Raw genomic sequence first — 16,665 nt, forward strand, 5'->3', positions numbered from 1 at the left:
AATCGCAACAGCCTGAGGCAAAGTGTAACCAAAGGTTCAGATTGACATTCTTCAGACATGACTGCGCGTGTAACGATTACACCACCAGGGTTGTCCTGCGTCACGTTTGTGGAGAGCGGAAATCCGCTCCCCTTGAATGCGCGCCGCTTTTCCGCAACACTATTTGGTGTGTAAACGCTTACCCCCAATAAGAAGGTAATGAATGGCGACAATAAAGGATGTGGCCCGTCTGGCAGGCGTGTCGGTGGCAACCGTCTCCCGCGTGATTAACGACTCCCCAAAAGCCAGTGACGCATCGCGCCAGGCGGTACAAAATGCCATGGAATCCCTGAACTATCATCCCAATGCTAATGCCCGCGCGCTCGCCCAGCAGTCCACCGAAACCATTGGGCTGGTGGTGGGTGATGTTTCCGATCCCTTTTTCGGCGCCATGGTTAAAGCGGTTGAACAGGTTTCTTATCAGACAGGTAATTTTTTGCTGATCGGCAATGGCTATCATAATGAACAAAAAGAACGCCAGGCCATTGAACAGCTGATCCGCCACCGCTGCGCGGCGCTGGTGGTTCACGCCAAAATGATCCCGGACGCCGAGCTGATTCACCTGATGAAGCAGATGCCCGGAATGGTGATCATCAACCGCATTATTCCCGGATTTGAAAAACGCTGCGTGGCCCTCGATGACCGCTACGGTGCCTGGCTTGCAACGCGGCACCTTATTCAGCAGGGCCATACCCGAATTGGCTATCTCTGTTCAAATCATCCGATTTCTGATGCAGAGGACCGCCTGCAGGGCTACTACGATGCCCTTCGTGAAAACGGGCTGCCGTGTAATGACCGCCTGGTGGCCTACGGTGAACCGGATGAGAGCGGCGGTGAACAGGCCATGACCGAGCTGCTGGGTCGCGGACGGAATTTCACGGCGGTTGCCAGCTATAACGACTCAATGGCCGCAGGGGCGATGGGGGTGTTGAATGACAACGGAATTGAGGTACCGGCAGAAATTTCGCTGATTGGCTTCGACGACGTGCTGGTCTCCCGCTACGTTCGCCCGCGTCTGACCACCGTGCGCTACCCAATCATCACCATGGCAACGCAGGCCGCCGAGCTGGCGCTAGCGCTAGCTGAACAGCGCCAGCCGCCGGAAATTACGCATCTGTTTAGCCCGACGCTGGTTCGCCGTCACTCCGTTGCGTCACCTGCGGAAGCGCAGAGCGAATAACGGTAGAGGTGAACCCGCGTGTTGGGGTATTCCAGACCATCACCGATGTACTGCCAGCCGTAACGTTCGTAGAAGTCGCGGCAGGCAGACCAGAGATGGAGCTCCTCATACCCGGACTGCGCTGCGTAAGCGATAACATGCTGCTGAAGTTGTCCCGCCAGCCCCTTACCTCGCGCCGCCTCATCAACGTACAGCGCCGCCAGCCACGGAAAGAGATCCTGTCGGGTGATCAAATCGCAGCGCCAGAGCCCTACCGTGCCAAGAAGCTGTTCGCCTTCAAGGGCAATAAATGTTAACGGTAGTGCCCCCGGGGTCTGGCTGTGCTCAACGATGCTGTGGAAAAATTCCCGAGAAAGCCCTTCGCCAAAGGCCTGCCAGAGCCAGTCGGTGACCTGCTCTGCGAAGTGTGGAGCCTTGTAAAGCGGGAGGATGACAGCCTTCTTCATGTTTCACCTGCATTTTCTCATGTATTTACTGGCCTGATGCTCCAGCCCGGTTCGGTGATTATCTTACCAGAGTCAGGCTATTGAGTTTGACTTCAGGCTGGCCGGACGAATCGTTACCAAAAAGCGTGATCGTGGCAGAGTTTTTGCGCTTCCCGCATCGCTTATACGCCGCGAGGTCTGTGTTAAACTGCAAACCATTACGTGGAAGCAGGAATGTAGAATGGCAACAATGCTGGATGTCTCACTGCGCGCGGGCGTGTCGAAGGCTACCGTCTCGCGCGTGCTGAACGGCACAGGTCAGGTCAAAGAGAGTACGCGTCAGCAGGTCTTTGCTGCGATGGAAGAGCTGGGCTATCGTCCGAACTTTCTCGCGCGCTCGCTGGCTAACCAGACCAGCAACAGCATTGGTCTGGTCGTCTCGACCTTTGACGGCTTTTACTTTGGCCGCCTTCTCCAGCAGGCGTCGCGGCAAACTGAAACTCACGGGAAACAGCTGATCGTCACCGACGGTCACGACGCGCCGGAACAGGAAGAGCAGGCGGTGCAGATGCTGGCCGATCGCCAGTGCGACGCCATCGTGCTTTACACGCGCTACATGAGCGAAAAAGCGATCGTCAAACTGATGAACACCGTGAAAACGCCGCTGGTGGTCATTAACCGTGAAGTGAGCCAGGCGCCGGATCGCTGCGTGTTCTTCGAACAGCAGGATGCCGCGTTTAAGGCCGTGGACTATCTGATCGATCAGGGCCATCGGGAGATCGCCTGTATCACCGTCCCGATCCATACCCCAACCGGGAAAGCGAGGCTGATGGGCTATCGCAAGGCGCTGGAAAAGCATGGTATCCGTCTGGACGAGCGTCGGATAAAGTACGGCGATGCGGGAATGACGCGGGGATACGAGCTTTGCAAGGAATTGATTGCCGACGGAGTACCGTTTAGCGCCCTGTTTGCCTGTAACGACGATATGGCGCTGGGGGCGTCCAAAGCGTTGCACCAGGCGGGGCTGAAAATCCCGCAGGATATCTCCCTGTTCGGCTTTGATGATGCCCCAAGCGCGAAATGGCTGGAGCCTGCGCTCTCGTCGGTTTATCTGCCCATCGACAATATGATTGTCACCGCCATCGATCAGGCGATCCGGCTGGCAAGAAACCAGCCGGTCGATGCCATCCCGCCGTTTACCGGCACGCTGGTCTTACGCGATTCGGTCACAACGGGGCCGTATTTTCATCAGATGAGTTCTAAAGCCAGCAGTTCCTGAATGGTCTGGCGACGGCGTATCAGCCGCGCCTTGCCATTATCAAACAGCACTTCCGGCAGCAGCGGGCGGCTATTGTAGTTAGAGGACATAGACGCCCCGTAGGCACCGGTGTCGTGCAGCACAAGATAATCACCCGGTTTGACCTCTGGCAGCGCGCGGGTCTCCACTTTGCCGCCTTCCTGCTGGGTAAACACGTCACCCGATTCGCACAGCGGCCCCGCAACGACCGTCTCAACGCGCGGCGCCTGCGTTAAATCGCGGCCGTCGGCAGCCAGGGCGGTAATGTGGTGATAGCTACCGTACATGGACGGACGCATCAGGTCGTTAAAGCCTGCATCAATCAAGACGAAGTGGCGAGACCCCATCTCTTTCACGCTGCGGACCTGCGAAACCAGCACGCCGGCTTCCGCCACCAGGAAACGACCCGGCTCAATTTCCAGCTTCACCGCGTGGCCCAGATGCGCGGCGATTTGGTCACGCGCGGCGCTCCATAGACCGTAATAATGATCGGTATCGATCGCCTCTTCACCTTCGAGATAAGGAATAGAGAGACCGCCGCCCGCAGAGATCGCCTCCAGATCCTGACCGAAGTCGACAACCTGGCGCACCATCGCGCCGCACACCTGCTCCAGGTGGCCGTAATCCACGCCAGAGCCAATATGCATATGAATACCCACCAGCTTCAGACCGTAGCGCTGTAATACCTCCAGCGCGGCAGGCATATCGGCATACCAGATCCCGTGCTTGCTATTTTCGCCGCCGGTATTGGTTTTTTGGCTGTGGCCGTGACCAAAGCCCGGGTTCACGCGCAGCCAGACGCGATGGCCGGGAGATACCTGACCCAGCTGCTCCAGCATATCCACAGAACCGGCATTCACCGGGATCTGCAGCTCGTGAACGCGCGCCAGCGTCGCGTCGTCGATCACATCGGCGGTAAAGACGATCGCGTCGCCGTCAGCTTTCGGATCGTATCCGGCCGCCAGCGCGCGTTCGATTTCGCCAAGCGAGACGGAGTCGACCTTCACGCCCTGCTCACGCATCAGGCGCAGAATATGAATATTGGAGCAGGCCTTCTGGGCAAAACGCACCACGTCAAACTGATGCAGGGCGGCGATCTTCTCGCGGACAATCTGCGCGTCGTAGACCCACACCGGACAGCCAAATTCGGCAGGCAGGCGCAGCAGGTTGTCGGCGTTCAAATCGGTATCAGTCTGGTTCAGCGGGCGTGGCATGGTCTTCTCCGGATAAAGGCGTTTTGATGATTACGCCACAGCGCAAAGAGAATAAAAAATATCGTTTTATCGCGAGTCTATGCAAAAATGATATGGACAGTTCTCTGCTTTCAGGTGCCCTATGCCCGCCGTCAATTTACGCCACATCGAGATTTTTCACGCCGTGATGACCACCGGCAATCTCACCGAAGCCGCACAGATGCTGCATACCTCGCAGCCGACGGTGAGCCGCGAGCTGGCCCGCTTCGAGAAAGTGCTGGGGCTGAAGCTGTTCGAACGCACCCGGGGCAGGCTTCACCCTACGGTGCAGGGACTACGCCTGTTCGAGGAAGTTCAGCGCTCCTGGTACGGGCTGGACAGAATAGTGAGTGCAGCGGAAAGCCTGCGCGAGTTTCGCCAGGGCGAGCTATCGATCGTCTGCCTGCCCGTCTTCTCGCAATCTTTTTTACCGATGCTGCTGCAGCCCTTTCTGGCTCGATACCCGGAGGTCAGCCTCACCATCGTGCCTCAGGAATCTCCCCTGCTTGAAGAGTGGCTTTCGGCTCAGCGCCATGATTTAGGCCTAACCGAAAACCTCTCAACGCCAGCAGGCACGGCGCGCACAGAGTTACTTTCGTTAGATGAAGTGTGCGTTCTGCCCGCCGGGCATCGGCTTGCCGGTAAGGCGGTGCTCACGCCTGAGGACTTCCACGGGGAAAACTACATTAGCCTGTCGCAGACCGACAGCTACAGACAGCTGCTGGATACCCTGTTTGCCGAGCATCAGGTCAAACGGCGAATGGTGGTGGAAACGCACAGCGCGGCTTCAATTTGCGCGATGGTGCGAGCGGGCATCGGCGTCGCGGTGGTGAATCCGCTAACGGCGCTGGATTATGCGGAAAGTGGAATTGTTGTGCGTCGGTTTAGCGTCTCAGTTCCTTTTACCGTTAGCCTAATCCGCCCATTGCATCGCCCGGCGTCGGCGCTGGTGGAGGCGTTTAGCGAACATCTGCAGGGAGGGCTAAGTATGTTGGCGGGCCAGCTAAATAAGATGTTGAATCAGACGCCCCGCTGAACAGCGGGCGTCTGAAAACTCAGTTAAAACGTTTCGCAATGGCCGCAACACGCTCGCCGAATTTAACCGCGGTTTGCAGATCGCCGCTGGCAATGGCGCCAGCATCAGCATCCGATGGAGACTGCACCAGCAAACCTACTGAACCGCCCAGATTATTAATGTCCTGACGGGTTGCCGCGAGAGTATTTGACGGCGGCAGCCCCAGGCTCACCCAGATCCCACCGTGCTGAGAGGCTAGCGTTTGCAGATATTGCAACGATACCTGCTTATCACCGTTCAGGCTGGCGCTGTTGCTGAATCCCGCGAACACTTTGTCCTGCCAGCTACGTACGAACCAGGCTTTAGAGGTCGCGTCAGCGAATTTCTTAAACTGCCACGGTACGCTTCCCATGTAGGTTGGCGCGCCAAAAATAATCGCTTTGGCATCGTTGAGTTTTTGCCAGTCGCTTTCCTGAATATCGCCATTACTGTCAATGGCGATAAGCTCAGCCTGCGCGCCCTCGGCGACAGTTTCAGCAACGCGTTTGGTATGGCCGTAGCCAGAATAATAGATAACTACAACGCTCATGATAGATCTCCTGATGCAATATTGCCTTGTGAGTCAAACGATTAAGACGACTTTAAAATTGCTCTGCGAGCCCGTTGCCATTTTCGGTTCCCTGGTATCAAATAGAAACCTTACGTCGTTTTATACACGCAAACATTCACGGGCGTAAGAAGGCACCTTTACCTCACCTGGTTACCTCGAGGGAACCACCATGACCCATACAGCAGTTCTGAAAAAGGAGATGCCTCCTTACAACGTGTTCGATGAGCGCTGCCCGACCCGCGGCGTGCTGACGCGTATCGCCGATAAGTGGGCACTGTTAATCCTTGCGCGTCTGGAGAAGGGACCGATGCGCTTTAGTCATCTTCAACGCGATATTCAGCGAATCACCAAAAAGGTGCTGACCCAGTCTTTACGCAAGCTGGAACGTGATGGGCTGGTGTCGCGAAAGATATTCGCCACGGTACCTGTAACAGTCGAGTACAGCCTGACACCGCTTGGCCAGACATTAACCGAAACGGTGACGGTGCTGGCGCACTGGGTGGAAAATAATATTGATGCCATTGTGGCGGCGCAATCCGCCTATGACGCCGCCAACACGTAAACCAGAACGGGTGCTCAGGACAGCATAAACGCCACGGCATCCGCAGCGTGGATGGCGGTGGTATCGAATACCGGAATCGGGCTTTGCGCTACGGGGACCAGCAAACCAATTTCCGTGCAGCCGAAAATCACCCCTTCGGCCCCCTGCTGCGCGAGTTTATCGATAACGCTGACGTAATACGCGCGGGAAGATTCGCTGAAGGTACCGAGGCAGAGCTCGTCAAAGATAATCTGATTGATGCGCGCCCGATCGTCTTCATCCGGGATCAGGCTCTCGATCCCAAATTCACTGTGCAAACGTCCGCGATAAAAATCCTGCTCCATGGTGTAGCGTGTACCCAAAAGCGCTACGCGGCGCATCCCGGATGCCGCAATCACACGCCCGGTCGCGTCCGCAATATGCAAAAACGGCAGCGAGCAGCGGTCCTCAATATGCGACGCCACTTTGTGCATGGTATTGGTACAAAGCACTATACCCTCGGCGCCAGCACGCTCCAGCCCAAGCGCCGCCTGGGCCAGGATCTCCCCGGCTTTATCCCACTCGCCGCTCGACTGGCAGGCTTCGATTTCATGAAAGTCAACGCTGTGCAGGAGCAGGCTTGCGGAATGCAGACCACCCAAACGCTGCTTCACCCCTTCGTTAATCAGGCGATAATAAGGGATTGTCGATTCCCAGCTCATTCCACCTAACAGGCCGATCGTTTTCATCATCCCTCCTTTTCGTTGATTTCTTCTTTTAACACATCCGGTGCCAATAAAAAAAGGCGCTGCATTCAGCGCCTTTTAAACAAACATTGGTTATCCCCTGCATACGTTGGGCCAGGTAAACGGGCAATACGATCACACGCCGATGTTTCGCAGTTTCTCTCCGGCCATCAGCTTGCGCTCGATGTGTTCCAGCGTCACGCCTTTGGTTTCCGGGATCAGCCAGAACGTGACGCCAATAAACGCCACGTTCAGCACCGTATAGAGCCAGAACGTTCCCGCTGCGCCAATCGCGTCCAGCAGCGTCAGGAACGTCGCGCCGATGATCATGTTCGATACCCAGTTGGTGGTCGTAGAACAGGTGATGCCAAAGTCGCGGCATTTGAGCGGCTGAATTTCGGAGCACAGGATCCAGACCACCGGCGCGGCGCTCATCGCGTAGCCTGCGATACACATCATGGTCATCCCGACAGAAAGCCAGGAAAGTCCGCTTGAGGCCGTACCGTTATCAAACTGCATCAGGCAGTAGCCCAGGATCAGCGTGCCGAGCGCCATCACGCTGAAGCCAATTTTCAGCGCAGGTTTACGGCCCGCCTTGTCCACGGTGAAAACGGCAATAAAGGTGGCGAACATGAAGGTCAGCCCGACCACCAGGGTCGCGATCATCTGCTGTTCCGTGGTGGTAAACCCGGCCATTTTGAAAATCCGCGGCGCGTAGTACATGATGATGTTCATGCCGGTGAACTGCTGCATCGCCTGCAGCAGCATGCCGAGGAAGACCGCCCGGCGCACGTTGCGGTTGATTTTAAACAGCGCCCAGCCTCCCTGCTTCAGCTTCAGGCTTTCGCGGATCTCGTTCAGCTCTTCGCGAGCTTTTTCTGAGGTATCGCGCAGCATGCGCAGCACCTCTTCCGCCTCCACGTGGCGCCCTTTTTGCGCCAGCCAGCGCGGGCTGTTTGGCAGGAAAATCACCAGGACGATCAGCACCAGCGCCGGTAAGGCCAGCACGCCCAGCATCGCGCGCCAGTTGCCGCTGTAGCTGAAGTAGGTGTCAGACAGAAACGCCAGCACAATACCCAGCGTGACCATCAGCTGATACATGCTGATCATCTTGCCGCGCACGTTTTCGCTCGCCATTTCGGAGAGATAAAGCGGCGCGGTGTAGGACGCAATCCCCACCGCCACGCCCAGCAGCACGCGGGAAAGCAGCAGGATTTCAACGTTAGCGGCAAACGCCGAGCCAATGGAGCCGGCAACGAACAGAATTGCCCCTACCATCAGGCTGTATTTGCGCCCCAGACGAAACGAGAGCCAGCCGTTGAACAGCGCGCCGATGGCCGCACCGAGCATCATGCTGCTCACCACCCACTCCTGCAGGCGACTGCTCAGGGTAAAGTGATCGGTAATAAACGGTAATGCGCCGGCAATAACGCCAATATCCAGTCCAAATAACAGGCCAGCCACGGCGGCGGCAATGGAGACAAACTGGTTCATGCGGCGAGTATCACGCAGCGCAGCGGGCATTAGGGTAGAGTCATTTATCGATGTCATATTTTTCCTGCCTCAACAGCAAAATTCGTTAAATGAAATTACGAGAAAGCGAGGAAAAGTGTCAGGTGGGAAAAGGTGAAGATATGGATCATTTAGCTGCGACATAGCGATCTGTGATGGACATTACAATTTCAACTAACGCTTAATAATCACGTTATTTTACTAATGCATTAATTTTTCAGAATTAAAAGTGTGATGGATGTCGTTCATGATTTTTTAGTATGGATTTTTCGTGTTTACCCATATGGACTTTGACAATTTTTGAGCAAAAAAACCTCCGCCCGAAAGCAGAGGTCCAGACCCGATGCGGGTTATCGCGCCAGCCAGCCGCCATCAACCGCCACGGTGTAGCCGTTGATATAGTCCGATGCCGACGAGGCCAGAAACACTACCGGCCCCATCAGATCGCCCGGCAGACCCCAGCGCCCCGCCGGAATACGGTCAAGTATTTCCGCGCTGCGCTGCTCGTCTGCGCGCAGCTGCTGCGTGTTGTTGGTCGCCATGTAACCCGGCGCAATGGCATTCACATTGATATTGTGTTTCGCCCACTCGTTTGCCAGCAGGCGGGTCACGCCCATCACGGCGCTTTTGGACGCGGTGTAAGACGGCACGCGGATTCCCCCCTGGAACGAGAGCATAGAGGCAATATTCACGATCTTGCCGCCGTTCCCCTGCGCAATAAAATGCTTCGCCGCCGCCTGGGACATGAAAAATACGCTCTTGATGTTAAGGTCCATCACGTCGTCCCAGTCGCGTTCGCTGAAGTTGATCGCATCTTCACGGCGAATCAGCCCGGCGTTGTTGACCAGAATGTCGATATGACCGAATTCCGCTACCGCGCGATCCAGCAGTTCAGGAATGGTATCGATTTTACGCAGGTCGGCGGTCAGGCTCAGGAAACGGCGTCCCAGAGCCGTCACGCGCTCGATGGTTTCTGTAGGCTCAACGATATTAATCCCGACGATATCGCAGCCCGCTTCCGCCAGGCCTAACGCCATCCCCTGACCCAGCCCGGTATCACATCCGGAAACCACCGCCACTTTCCCCTGCAGGGAGAATGCATCCAGAATCATGTTTATTCCTTACTCTTTCAGAGCCTGTCACTCACAGGCAGGTTTATGCTTCACTGCCTGCGACTACCGCAGATCGCTGAACGCAACATGGTCCATATCATCAAAGACCTGGTTTTCGCCCACCATTCCCCAGATAAAGGTGTAGGCTTTTGTCCCAACGCCGGAGTGAATAGACCAGCTCGGTGAAATCACCGCCTGCTCGTTGTGCATCACGATATGGCGCGTTTCCTGCGGCTGTCCCATCATGTGGAACACGCAGGCGTCCTCATCCATATTGAAGTAGAAGTAGACTTCCATGCGGCGCTCGTGGGTATGGCATGGCATGGTGTTCCACAGGTTGCCTGGCGCAAGCTCGGTCAATCCCATGCTCAGCTGGCACGTCTCCAGCACGTCCGGCACGAAGTACTTATTGATGGTGCGGCGGTTGCTGGTGAGGTTGTCGCCCAGCGTCACGGGCGCGACGTCTGCCGGGGTCACTTTTTTGGTTGGACAGGTGGCGTGAGCCGGCGCGCAGTTGTAGTAAAACTTCGCAGGCCTGCTGCCGTCGATGCTGGCAAAGACCACGTCTTTCGCCCCTTTACCCACGTACAGCCCCTCGCGATGGCCAATCTCATAGCACTGTCCGTCTACGGTGATGGTGCCCGGCCCGCCGATGTTAATCACACCCAGCTCGCGACGTTCGAGGAAATAATTTACGCCCAGCTGTTTACCGACCTCGCCGCCAACGGAGACGGTTTTCGTGACGGGCATAATTCCGCCCACAATAATGCGGTCGATATGGCTGTAAACCATGGTGTACCTGTCGGCCTCGAATACCTGCTCGACTAAAAACGCATTGCGCAGCCCCTGAGTATCCAGCGTTTTGGCGTGCGCGCTGTGGATGCTTTCTCTGACGTCCACGGTAACCTCCAGATGTGGTCATGCCCGAAGGCGGAAATAAACGAAACGGCGTTCCGTTTTTCATAATGAGCACATACTATCGGCATAAAGTGGGCTTTTCAATGAAATTTAAAACACCGTTTCATTTTTATTTTTGTTTATAACGGAAATGGCGTTCGGATCACAATTGGGCCGCCAGGAGAAAAAGGGCGCGAAAAAAAACCTCCCGGAGGAGGTTTTTTAATAAGAAGAGTTTAGCGTTCGATGGCCAGCGCCACCCCTTGCCCGCCGCCTATACAAAGCGTGGCAATCCCTTTGCGGGCATTGCGCTTTTTCATTTCGTGGACCAGCGAAACCAGGATCCGGCAGCCGGACGCGCCGATAGGATGACCCAGCGCGATCGCCCCACCGTTAACGTTGACCCGCAGCGGATCCCACTCCAGCATTTTTCCGACGGAGATCGCCTGCGCAGCATAGGCTTCGTTCACTTCGATCAGATCCACATCCGAAAGCTGCCACCCCGCGCGCTCCAGGCAGCGGCGGGTCGCGTAGACCGGCGCGATCCCCATTAACGCAGGATCAACCCCCACGCTGGCGAATGCCTTAATGCGGGCCAGCACGGGGAGATCGAGCTCAAGAGCTTTGCTTTCGCTCATCATCATGACGGCGGCAGCGCCGTCGTTAATGGAAGAGGCATTTCCTGCCGTCACCGAGCCCTGCATTTCAAACGCGGGGTTCAGCCTGGCCAGGCCTTCAGCGCTGGCGTCAGTGCGCGGCTGTTCATCGGTATCTACGACGACATGCTCGCCGCTCTGACGCTGCGTGCTGACCGGGACAATTTCGTCGCGAAAACGACCGGAATCGATCGCCGCACGCGCTTTTTGCTGCGAGCTTAGCGCATAGGCATCCTGCACCTCACGGCTGATACCGTACTCGCGCGCCAGATTTTCCGCCGTCACGCCCATATGATAATCGTTGAATGCGTCCCACAGCCCGTCATGCACCAGGCTGTCGAGCAGCTGACTGTTGCCCAGCTGTGCGCCGGTCCGGCTGTCGGTCAACACGTGCGGCGCGCGGCTCATATTCTCCTGCCCGCCCGCGATGATCACGTCCGCCTCACCACACTGAATGGCCTGCGTCGCGAGATGCAGCGCTTTTAATCCTGAACCACAGACGTCGTTGATGGTGATGGCAGAGACGGTATTGGGCAGCCCGCCCTTCAGCGCCGCCTGACGCGCAGGGTTTTGCCCGGCACCGGCCGTGAGAACCTGTCCCAGGATCACCTCATCAACTTCATGTGCTGCGATCCCGCTACGTTCCACCAGCGCTTTCACCACCACGCTGCCCAGGTCAACCGCCGAGTGACGCGCGAGCGATCCCTGAAAACAGCCGATAGCTGTACGCAACGCACCCACTATTACGACATCTTTCATCACGACCTCTGTGTTAAATGACATGACGATAGTAGAGGATTGTTACTGGCAATTATCTTAATTGTTTAAAAATAGTGAGATTAATCACAAGGATCAGCGCGCATCCTGCAGATACTGCCGCAGCCAGCTTCCGGCAATGCCGGGAGGGGATCGTTTATTCCACAGCAGATCGATGCCGATCGCCCGCGGCCAGCCGGGAACATTGAGCTGTACCAGGGATTTCGCGGCGGCAAATTCATCCACCAGCGCGCACGGCAACACGCACCAGCCAAATCCCTGTACCGCCATACTCAAGAGTAACAGGTAATTCGGGGCTGACCAGACGGGCCCGCGCGCAATCTCCGCCTCGCGCTCAAGATAGGTGCTCAGCCGCAGCTCTCGCCAGCCGTGCAGCTCGTCACGCTGAACGTCATGTTGTCCGGCCAGCGGATGCGTGGTCGCGACATAGATCGCCATGCGGGTCTGCATCGGCAGCCGGATAGCGCCGATATCCGTAGGGTAACCGTCTCGCGCTTCGGTGAGGCCAACCTGCGCGCGCTCCTTTTGCAGCAGATCGATCACGTCCTCCTCCTCGCCAATCAGACATTCGAATTCCGTATGGGGAAAGCGCGCGTCAAACTGTTTCATCATCTCTTCCAGCACGTCCGGGTTGAGGGTATCGGAAAGGACAAACGTCAGACGCGCCTCCGTTTGCGCCGATAGCGACACCGCCAGCTCATCCAGCCGCGTGCTGGCGGCGAGAATCGCCTGCACGTAGCCCAGCACCTGTTCCCCCTGGGCCGTTAACACCGGCTGGCGCGCAGAGCGGTCAAACAGCTCGAAGCCCAGATCGGCTTCAAGATTGGCAATGGACGTGCTGATCGTCGACTGGCTTTTACGCAGCCGGCGTGCGGCCGCAGAGAAAGAGCCTGCTGCAACGGTCTCAACAAACGCGGTAAGGGCTTCGGGTGAATAGCGCATAACCTATCTACTTTAGCGATGGATACTATCTTTAATATATCAGCTTTAGCGATGAAAATAGGCCAAATCACCGCCCATACCGGCGAATTAACGAGGTCTATCGCTATGCAACATCAGGATGCACTCCAACGTAAACTGCCGGAGCGGATCTTTCATGCTGTCTGTTTTGAAGGGATTGCGACGGCGATCCTCGCCCCTACGGCGGCGTGGCTCATGCAGCGTTCCGTGGTGGAAATGGGTGGGTTGACCATTATTCTGGCGACCACCGCCATGCTGTGGAACATTATTTATAACTTCGGCTTCGACCGCTTCTGGCCCGTTCAGCGCGTCAAACGTACGGCAAAAGTGCGTGCGCTGCATGCGCTGGGGTTCGAATGCGGGTTTATTGTGATTGGCGTGTCGATTGTCGCCGCCGTGCTGGGCGTTACCCTGCTGCAGGCATTCACACTGGAAATTGGTTTCTTCCTGTTCTTCCTGCCGTACACCATGTTCTATAACTGGGCGTACGATTGCCTCCGCGAGAAATTTCTTAAGCGCCGCCAGCAACGGCGCGCCCTGGCAGGCTAAACGCCTTCTGGCCGGACGTCCGTTCCGGCCAAACGCCTTCGAAGCAACTGCGCTCTCCGTGCATAACTATGGTAAATTGCACTCCATTCTGATGGTTTGATAGTTGATACGTTGCTCTAATGTCGAAAATTTGGTCAAAAGATGAGACTCTCTGGAGTTTCGCTCTCTACGGCACGGCCGTGGGCGCAGGAACGCTGTTCCTGCCCATTCAGCTGGGCTCCGCAGGCGCAATTGTCCTGTTTATTACCGCCCTCGTGGCCTATCCCTTAACCTACTGGCCGCACAGAGCGCTGGCGCAATTTATCCTCTCGTCGAAAACGAAAGGCAACGAAGGGATCACCGGCGCCGTTTCGCACTATTACGGCCGGAAGATCGGCAACCTGATCACCACGCTCTATTTCATCGCCTTCTTTGTGGTGGTGCAGATTTATGCGGTGGCCATCACCAACTCGTTAACCGAGCAGCTGGGAAAACACCTGACGGTTGATACCGCCGTTCGCGTGCTGGTCAGCCTGGGCGTGGTGCTGGTCCTGAATCTGATCTTCCTGATGGGACGGCATATCACGATAAAAGTGATGGGCTTCCTGGTGTTTCCGCTGATTGCCTATTTCCTGTTTGTCTCGCTCTATCTGATCGGCAGCTGGCAGCCCTCGCTGCTGACCAGCCAGATGGCCGTCGATCGCCACACGCTGCACCAGGTCTGGATTTCGATTCCGGTGATGGTATTTGCGTTCAGCCATACCCCGATTATCTCCACGTTTGCCGTTGACCGTCGCGAGAAGTTTGCCGATGGCGCCATGGATAAATGTAAGAAGATCATGAAGGTGGCGTACCTGATTATCTGCCTGAGCGTGCTGTTCTTTGTCTTCAGCTGCCTGCTCTCTATTCCGCCGTCGTACATTGTGGCCGCCAAAGAGCAAGGGGTGACGATCCTGTCCGCGCTGTCGATGATGCCTTCATCACCGGCATGGCTGGGCATCTCCGGGATTGTCGTGGCGATAATTGCGATGTCGAAATCGTTCCTCGGCACCTATTTTGGGGTGATTGAAGGGGCGACAGAGATCGTGAAGTCGTCGCTCAGTCAGGTGGGGGTGAAAAAGAGCCGCGCCTTTAACCGCGCGATTTCCATTATGGGGGTGTCGTTAATCACCTTTGCCGTCTGCTGCATTAACCCGAACGCCATTTCGATGATTTACGCCATCAGCGGCCCGCTTATCGCCATGATCCTGTTTATCATGCCGACGCTGTCGACGTATCTAATCCCCTCCCTGAAACCGTACCGTTCCATTGGCAACCTGCTGACGCTAATCGTCGGAGTGCTGTGCGTGTCGGTGATGTTTGTCGGCTAACCCCCCTTTGATGCCCGGCGTACTGCCGGGCATGCCTCTCAGTCTCGCCCAGCTAATTCCAGCGGAAAAGGCCTGTCCTGCACCACCGTTTTCATGACAAGCGTTGAGCGAAGATGCTGCACGCCGGGCATGGCGGAGAGCTTCTCGTCGTAGAGCTTCTGGAAAGCGGAGAGGTCGCGGGTCACGACGTGCATAAGGTAATCGGGATCGCCAAACAGACGCTGCGCAAGCACGATCTGCGGGATCTCCTCCACCGCCGCTTCAAACGCGCTAACCGCCTTTCGGTCCCCCTCCTTTAGCGTCGCAAACACTATTGCCAGGAAGTTGAATCCCATTTTGGCGGGGTCGAGGCTGGCACGGTATCCCGTTATCGCCCCGCTTTGCTCCAGCGCCCGCACGCGACGATGGCACGGCGAGAGGCTCAGATTCACACGCTCAGCGAGCTCGGTAAGGGATAAGCGGCCATCAGACTGTAGCTCCGCAAGAATTTTTCGATCGATGCTATCCATGTGGAAGATTTTCTCAATTTAACCGTGTTACGAGCATAACATTGAAAGCCTATTTCGCAGAGTTAGCGATATTCTTTTTCTCAACGTTTGACGCACTGCGGGAGTCTTCAGGACGATGGAAATGAGTATTGTGGCCGGCTTTTGGGTGGTTTCTTTTCTGCTTATCATGACGCCGGGCGCCGACTGGGCCTACGCCATTAGCGCCGGGATTAACGGGCGACGCGTGGTACCGGCGGTGATGGGGCTGATGTCCGGACATCTGTTAGCCACGCTGATTGTGGTGGCTGGCGTGGGGGTCGTGATTGCTCAACATCCGCTGGCGTTGACCGGGCTGACCGTGGCTGGCGCTCTGTATCTCATGTGGCTTGGCATAATGTTGCTGCGTCACCCTGCCGCACCGGAAAAGGCCACCCACCACGCGGGAAGCTGGAGACAGTGGGCGGTGAAAGGACTCTGCATTAGCGGCCTAAACCCAAAAGTGTTTTTGCTGTTCCTGGCGCTGCTTCCGCAGTTTACGGACCCGACCGGAAGCTGGTCGATAGCGATGCAAATGTCCACGCTTGGGATGATGCACCTTATCACCTGTACGCTGGTCTATCTGCTGGTGGGGTATGGTTCGAAAGCGGTACTGGCGACCCGACCACAGGCGGCGCGTCTGGTAAGCATGGCATCAGGAGGGATCATGGTGCTGATCGCGATGGTATTGCTTTTTGAGCAGGTGAGATAAAAAAACACCGGCCATCGCCGGTGTTATTTACGCCCGAATATCGTCATATTCCCGCGTTTTATCAAACTCATGTTTCGCGAACGGGCACAGCGGGATAATTTTACGGTTCTCACCGCGCATCTTCTCCACCACTTTCGCTACCAGCTGTTTACCGACGCCCTGCCCTTTCAGGCTCTCATCCACATCGGTGTGCTCGATAATGCTCAGGTGCTCGCCGGTTGGCACGAAGACAATCTCCGCGACCTGGTTACCGTTCGCATCATTCACGTAAAACTTGTTATGGCCTTCCAGAATTTCCATGGTTCCTCGCTTATTTTTGGCGATACTTCAGCGCACCGCTCGGGCAGGTATCAATCACGCGGACAACCGTTTCAACGTCAACTTCATCGGGAATAATCCACGGCTTACGTTTCAGATTAAACAGCTTTGCGCTGCCACGCACGCAGTTACCGGAGTGTTTGCAGATCCCGGTGTTGAAGTAAACGTCAATTTTCTCGCCGGTATAGGCCCGGTAACCCGCATCCAGTAGCTCTTTATCCATGACATTGCCTCT

At 56.3% G+C, this 16,665-nt stretch carries 19 protein-coding genes; 7 read left to right on the plus strand and 12 right to left on the minus strand.

Features of this window, described 5'->3' with window-relative positions:
- Nucleotides 1-202 precede the first annotated feature (202 nt).
- The gene (gene galR / locus LRM19_RS15000; protein ID WP_127732218.1) at nt 203-1,219 is read left to right on the plus strand and encodes an HTH-type transcriptional regulator GalR; all 1,017 of its coding nucleotides are present in this window, start codon (nt 203-205) and stop codon (nt 1,217-1,219) included.
- On the opposite strand, the gene LRM19_RS15005 is transcribed toward galR, so the two are convergent.
- Nucleotides 1,180-1,665 (minus strand): GNAT family N-acetyltransferase, encoded by a 486-nt coding sequence (locus tag LRM19_RS15005; protein ID WP_271369242.1) that lies wholly within the window; start codon nt 1,663-1,665, stop codon nt 1,180-1,182. The genes galR and LRM19_RS15005 overlap by 40 nt on opposite strands.
- 220 nt (nt 1,666-1,885) lie before the next feature.
- Here LRM19_RS15005 and LRM19_RS15010 point away from each other — a divergent pair, with 220 nt between their 5' ends.
- Nucleotides 1,886-2,923, plus strand: a complete 1,038-nt coding sequence (locus tag LRM19_RS15010) for a LacI family DNA-binding transcriptional regulator (protein WP_271369243.1) — start codon at nt 1,886-1,888, stop codon at nt 2,921-2,923.
- On the opposite strand, the gene lysA is transcribed toward LRM19_RS15010, so the two are convergent.
- Nucleotides 2,893-4,155: a diaminopimelate decarboxylase gene (lysA, locus tag LRM19_RS15015; protein WP_271369244.1), complete on the minus strand. Its 1,263-nt coding sequence runs from the start codon at nt 4,153-4,155 to the stop codon at nt 2,893-2,895. The genes LRM19_RS15010 and lysA overlap by 31 nt on opposite strands.
- 121 nt (nt 4,156-4,276) lie before the next feature.
- Here lysA and LRM19_RS15020 point away from each other — a divergent pair, with 121 nt between their 5' ends.
- The gene (locus LRM19_RS15020) at nt 4,277-5,209 is read left to right on the plus strand and encodes a LysR family transcriptional regulator (protein ID WP_111966091.1); all 933 of its coding nucleotides are present in this window, start codon (nt 4,277-4,279) and stop codon (nt 5,207-5,209) included.
- A 19-nt stretch (nt 5,210-5,228) separates the two neighbouring features.
- Here the strand turns inward: LRM19_RS15020 and LRM19_RS15025 are convergent, their stop codons facing one another.
- The gene (locus tag LRM19_RS15025) at nt 5,229-5,777 is read right to left on the minus strand and encodes a flavodoxin family protein (protein ID WP_045909897.1); all 549 of its coding nucleotides are present in this window, start codon (nt 5,775-5,777) and stop codon (nt 5,229-5,231) included.
- Nucleotides 5,778-5,967: 190 nt separating this feature from the next.
- Here LRM19_RS15025 and LRM19_RS15030 point away from each other — a divergent pair, with 190 nt between their 5' ends.
- Nucleotides 5,968-6,360 carry a winged helix-turn-helix transcriptional regulator gene (locus LRM19_RS15030; RefSeq protein ID WP_111966092.1) on the plus strand — a complete coding sequence of 131 codons (393 nt, stop codon included), beginning with the start codon at nt 5,968-5,970 and terminating at the stop codon, nt 6,358-6,360.
- 14 nt (nt 6,361-6,374) lie between these two features.
- On the opposite strand, the gene LRM19_RS15035 is transcribed toward LRM19_RS15030, so the two are convergent.
- From LRM19_RS15035 to LRM19_RS15060, 6 genes are all read right to left on the minus strand, one after another.
- Nucleotides 6,375-7,067 carry an aspartate/glutamate racemase gene (locus LRM19_RS15035; RefSeq protein ID WP_115876209.1) on the minus strand — a complete coding sequence of 231 codons (693 nt, stop codon included), beginning with the start codon at nt 7,065-7,067 and terminating at the stop codon, nt 6,375-6,377.
- Nucleotides 7,068-7,199: 132 nt separating this feature from the next.
- On the minus strand, nt 7,200-8,615 hold the full coding sequence (gene araE / locus LRM19_RS15040) for an arabinose-proton symporter AraE (protein WP_032660200.1): 1,416 nt from the start codon (nt 8,613-8,615) through the stop codon (nt 7,200-7,202).
- 311 nt (nt 8,616-8,926) lie between these two features.
- The gene (gene kduD, locus LRM19_RS15045; RefSeq protein WP_111966094.1) at nt 8,927-9,688 is read right to left on the minus strand and encodes a 2-dehydro-3-deoxy-D-gluconate 5-dehydrogenase KduD; all 762 of its coding nucleotides are present in this window, start codon (nt 9,686-9,688) and stop codon (nt 8,927-8,929) included.
- A 63-nt stretch (nt 9,689-9,751) separates the two neighbouring features.
- A complete protein-coding gene (gene kduI / locus LRM19_RS15050) occupies nt 9,752-10,588 on the minus strand; it encodes a 5-dehydro-4-deoxy-D-glucuronate isomerase (protein WP_271369245.1) in 837 nt (278 codons plus the stop codon).
- A gap of 233 nt (nt 10,589-10,821) precedes the next feature.
- Nucleotides 10,822-12,000: an acetyl-CoA C-acetyltransferase gene (locus LRM19_RS15055; RefSeq protein ID WP_111966096.1), complete on the minus strand. Its 1,179-nt coding sequence runs from the start codon at nt 11,998-12,000 to the stop codon at nt 10,822-10,824.
- Between the two features lie 93 nt (nt 12,001-12,093).
- Entirely contained in the window at nt 12,094-12,960 is an 867-nt protein-coding gene (locus tag LRM19_RS15060) for a LysR family transcriptional regulator (RefSeq protein WP_127732228.1), read from the minus strand.
- A 105-nt stretch (nt 12,961-13,065) separates the two neighbouring features.
- On the opposite strand from LRM19_RS15060, the gene LRM19_RS15065 reads away from it, so the two are divergent.
- Together LRM19_RS15065 and LRM19_RS15070 are read left to right on the plus strand one after the other, a co-directional pair.
- Entirely contained in the window at nt 13,066-13,527 is a 462-nt protein-coding gene (locus tag LRM19_RS15065) for a multidrug/biocide efflux PACE transporter (RefSeq protein WP_023333288.1), read from the plus strand.
- 119 nt (nt 13,528-13,646) lie between these two features.
- Nucleotides 13,647-14,876 (plus strand): amino acid permease, encoded by a 1,230-nt coding sequence (locus LRM19_RS15070; protein WP_127732232.1) that lies wholly within the window; start codon nt 13,647-13,649, stop codon nt 14,874-14,876.
- 38 nt (nt 14,877-14,914) lie between these two features.
- Here LRM19_RS15070 and LRM19_RS15075 read toward each other — a convergent pair whose 3' ends face one another.
- Nucleotides 14,915-15,385 carry an Lrp/AsnC family transcriptional regulator gene (locus LRM19_RS15075; RefSeq protein ID WP_127732234.1) on the minus strand — a complete coding sequence of 157 codons (471 nt, stop codon included), beginning with the start codon at nt 15,383-15,385 and terminating at the stop codon, nt 14,915-14,917.
- A 115-nt stretch (nt 15,386-15,500) separates the two neighbouring features.
- On the opposite strand from LRM19_RS15075, the gene LRM19_RS15080 reads away from it, so the two are divergent.
- Nucleotides 15,501-16,112, plus strand: a complete 612-nt coding sequence (locus LRM19_RS15080; RefSeq protein ID WP_271369246.1) for a LysE family translocator — start codon at nt 15,501-15,503, stop codon at nt 16,110-16,112.
- Between the two features lie 27 nt (nt 16,113-16,139).
- Here LRM19_RS15080 and LRM19_RS15085 read toward each other — a convergent pair whose 3' ends face one another.
- Nucleotides 16,140-16,412 carry a GNAT family N-acetyltransferase gene (locus LRM19_RS15085; RefSeq protein ID WP_032664303.1) on the minus strand — a complete coding sequence of 91 codons (273 nt, stop codon included), beginning with the start codon at nt 16,410-16,412 and terminating at the stop codon, nt 16,140-16,142.
- Nucleotides 16,413-16,422: 10 nt separating this feature from the next.
- Nucleotides 16,423-16,653, minus strand: coding sequence for a 4Fe-4S mono-cluster protein YjdI (gene yjdI / locus LRM19_RS15090; RefSeq protein ID WP_008499689.1), 231 nt, complete (start codon nt 16,651-16,653; stop codon nt 16,423-16,425).
- Nucleotides 16,654-16,665 lie beyond the last annotated feature (12 nt).

Origin of the sequence: Enterobacter sp. PI-10 (assembly GCF_027947695.1) — a bacterium.
GTDB lineage: Bacteria > Pseudomonadota > Gammaproteobacteria > Enterobacterales > Enterobacteriaceae > Enterobacter > Enterobacter vonholyi.

Excerpts from the sequence above, each read along its gene's own strand:
- LRM19_RS15065 (WP_023333288.1), top strand. The coding sequence starts at position 13,066 with ATGCAACATCAGGATGCACTCCAACGTAAACTGCCGGAGCGGATCTTT.
- LRM19_RS15085 (WP_032664303.1), bottom strand. The coding sequence starts at position 16,412 with ATGGAAATTCTGGAAGGCCATAACAAGTTTTACGTGAATGATGCGAAC.
- kduD (WP_111966094.1), bottom strand. The coding sequence starts at position 9,688 with ATGATTCTGGATGCATTCTCCCTGCAGGGGAAAGTGGCGGTGGTTTCC.
- LRM19_RS15080 (WP_271369246.1), top strand. The coding sequence starts at position 15,501 with ATGGAAATGAGTATTGTGGCCGGCTTTTGGGTGGTTTCTTTTCTGCTT.
- lysA (WP_271369244.1), bottom strand. The coding sequence starts at position 4,155 with ATGCCACGCCCGCTGAACCAGACTGATACCGATTTGAACGCCGACAAC.
- LRM19_RS15010 (WP_271369243.1), top strand. The coding sequence starts at position 1,886 with ATGGCAACAATGCTGGATGTCTCACTGCGCGCGGGCGTGTCGAAGGCT.
- LRM19_RS15070 (WP_127732232.1), top strand. The coding sequence starts at position 13,647 with ATGTCGAAAATTTGGTCAAAAGATGAGACTCTCTGGAGTTTCGCTCTC.
- LRM19_RS15020 (WP_111966091.1), top strand. The coding sequence starts at position 4,277 with ATGCCCGCCGTCAATTTACGCCACATCGAGATTTTTCACGCCGTGATG.
- LRM19_RS15055 (WP_111966096.1), bottom strand. The coding sequence starts at position 12,000 with ATGAAAGATGTCGTAATAGTGGGTGCGTTGCGTACAGCTATCGGCTGT.
- LRM19_RS15035 (WP_115876209.1), bottom strand. The coding sequence starts at position 7,067 with ATGAAAACGATCGGCCTGTTAGGTGGAATGAGCTGGGAATCGACAATC.
- LRM19_RS15030 (WP_111966092.1), top strand. The coding sequence starts at position 5,968 with ATGACCCATACAGCAGTTCTGAAAAAGGAGATGCCTCCTTACAACGTG.
- LRM19_RS15075 (WP_127732234.1), bottom strand. The coding sequence starts at position 15,385 with ATGGATAGCATCGATCGAAAAATTCTTGCGGAGCTACAGTCTGATGGC.
- galR (WP_127732218.1), top strand. The coding sequence starts at position 203 with ATGGCGACAATAAAGGATGTGGCCCGTCTGGCAGGCGTGTCGGTGGCA.
- LRM19_RS15025 (WP_045909897.1), bottom strand. The coding sequence starts at position 5,777 with ATGAGCGTTGTAGTTATCTATTATTCTGGCTACGGCCATACCAAACGC.
- LRM19_RS15005 (WP_271369242.1), bottom strand. The coding sequence starts at position 1,665 with ATGAAGAAGGCTGTCATCCTCCCGCTTTACAAGGCTCCACACTTCGCA.
- araE (WP_032660200.1), bottom strand. The coding sequence starts at position 8,615 with ATGACATCGATAAATGACTCTACCCTAATGCCCGCTGCGCTGCGTGAT.
- yjdI (WP_008499689.1), bottom strand. The coding sequence starts at position 16,653 with ATGGATAAAGAGCTACTGGATGCGGGTTACCGGGCCTATACCGGCGAG.
- LRM19_RS15060 (WP_127732228.1), bottom strand. The coding sequence starts at position 12,960 with ATGCGCTATTCACCCGAAGCCCTTACCGCGTTTGTTGAGACCGTTGCA.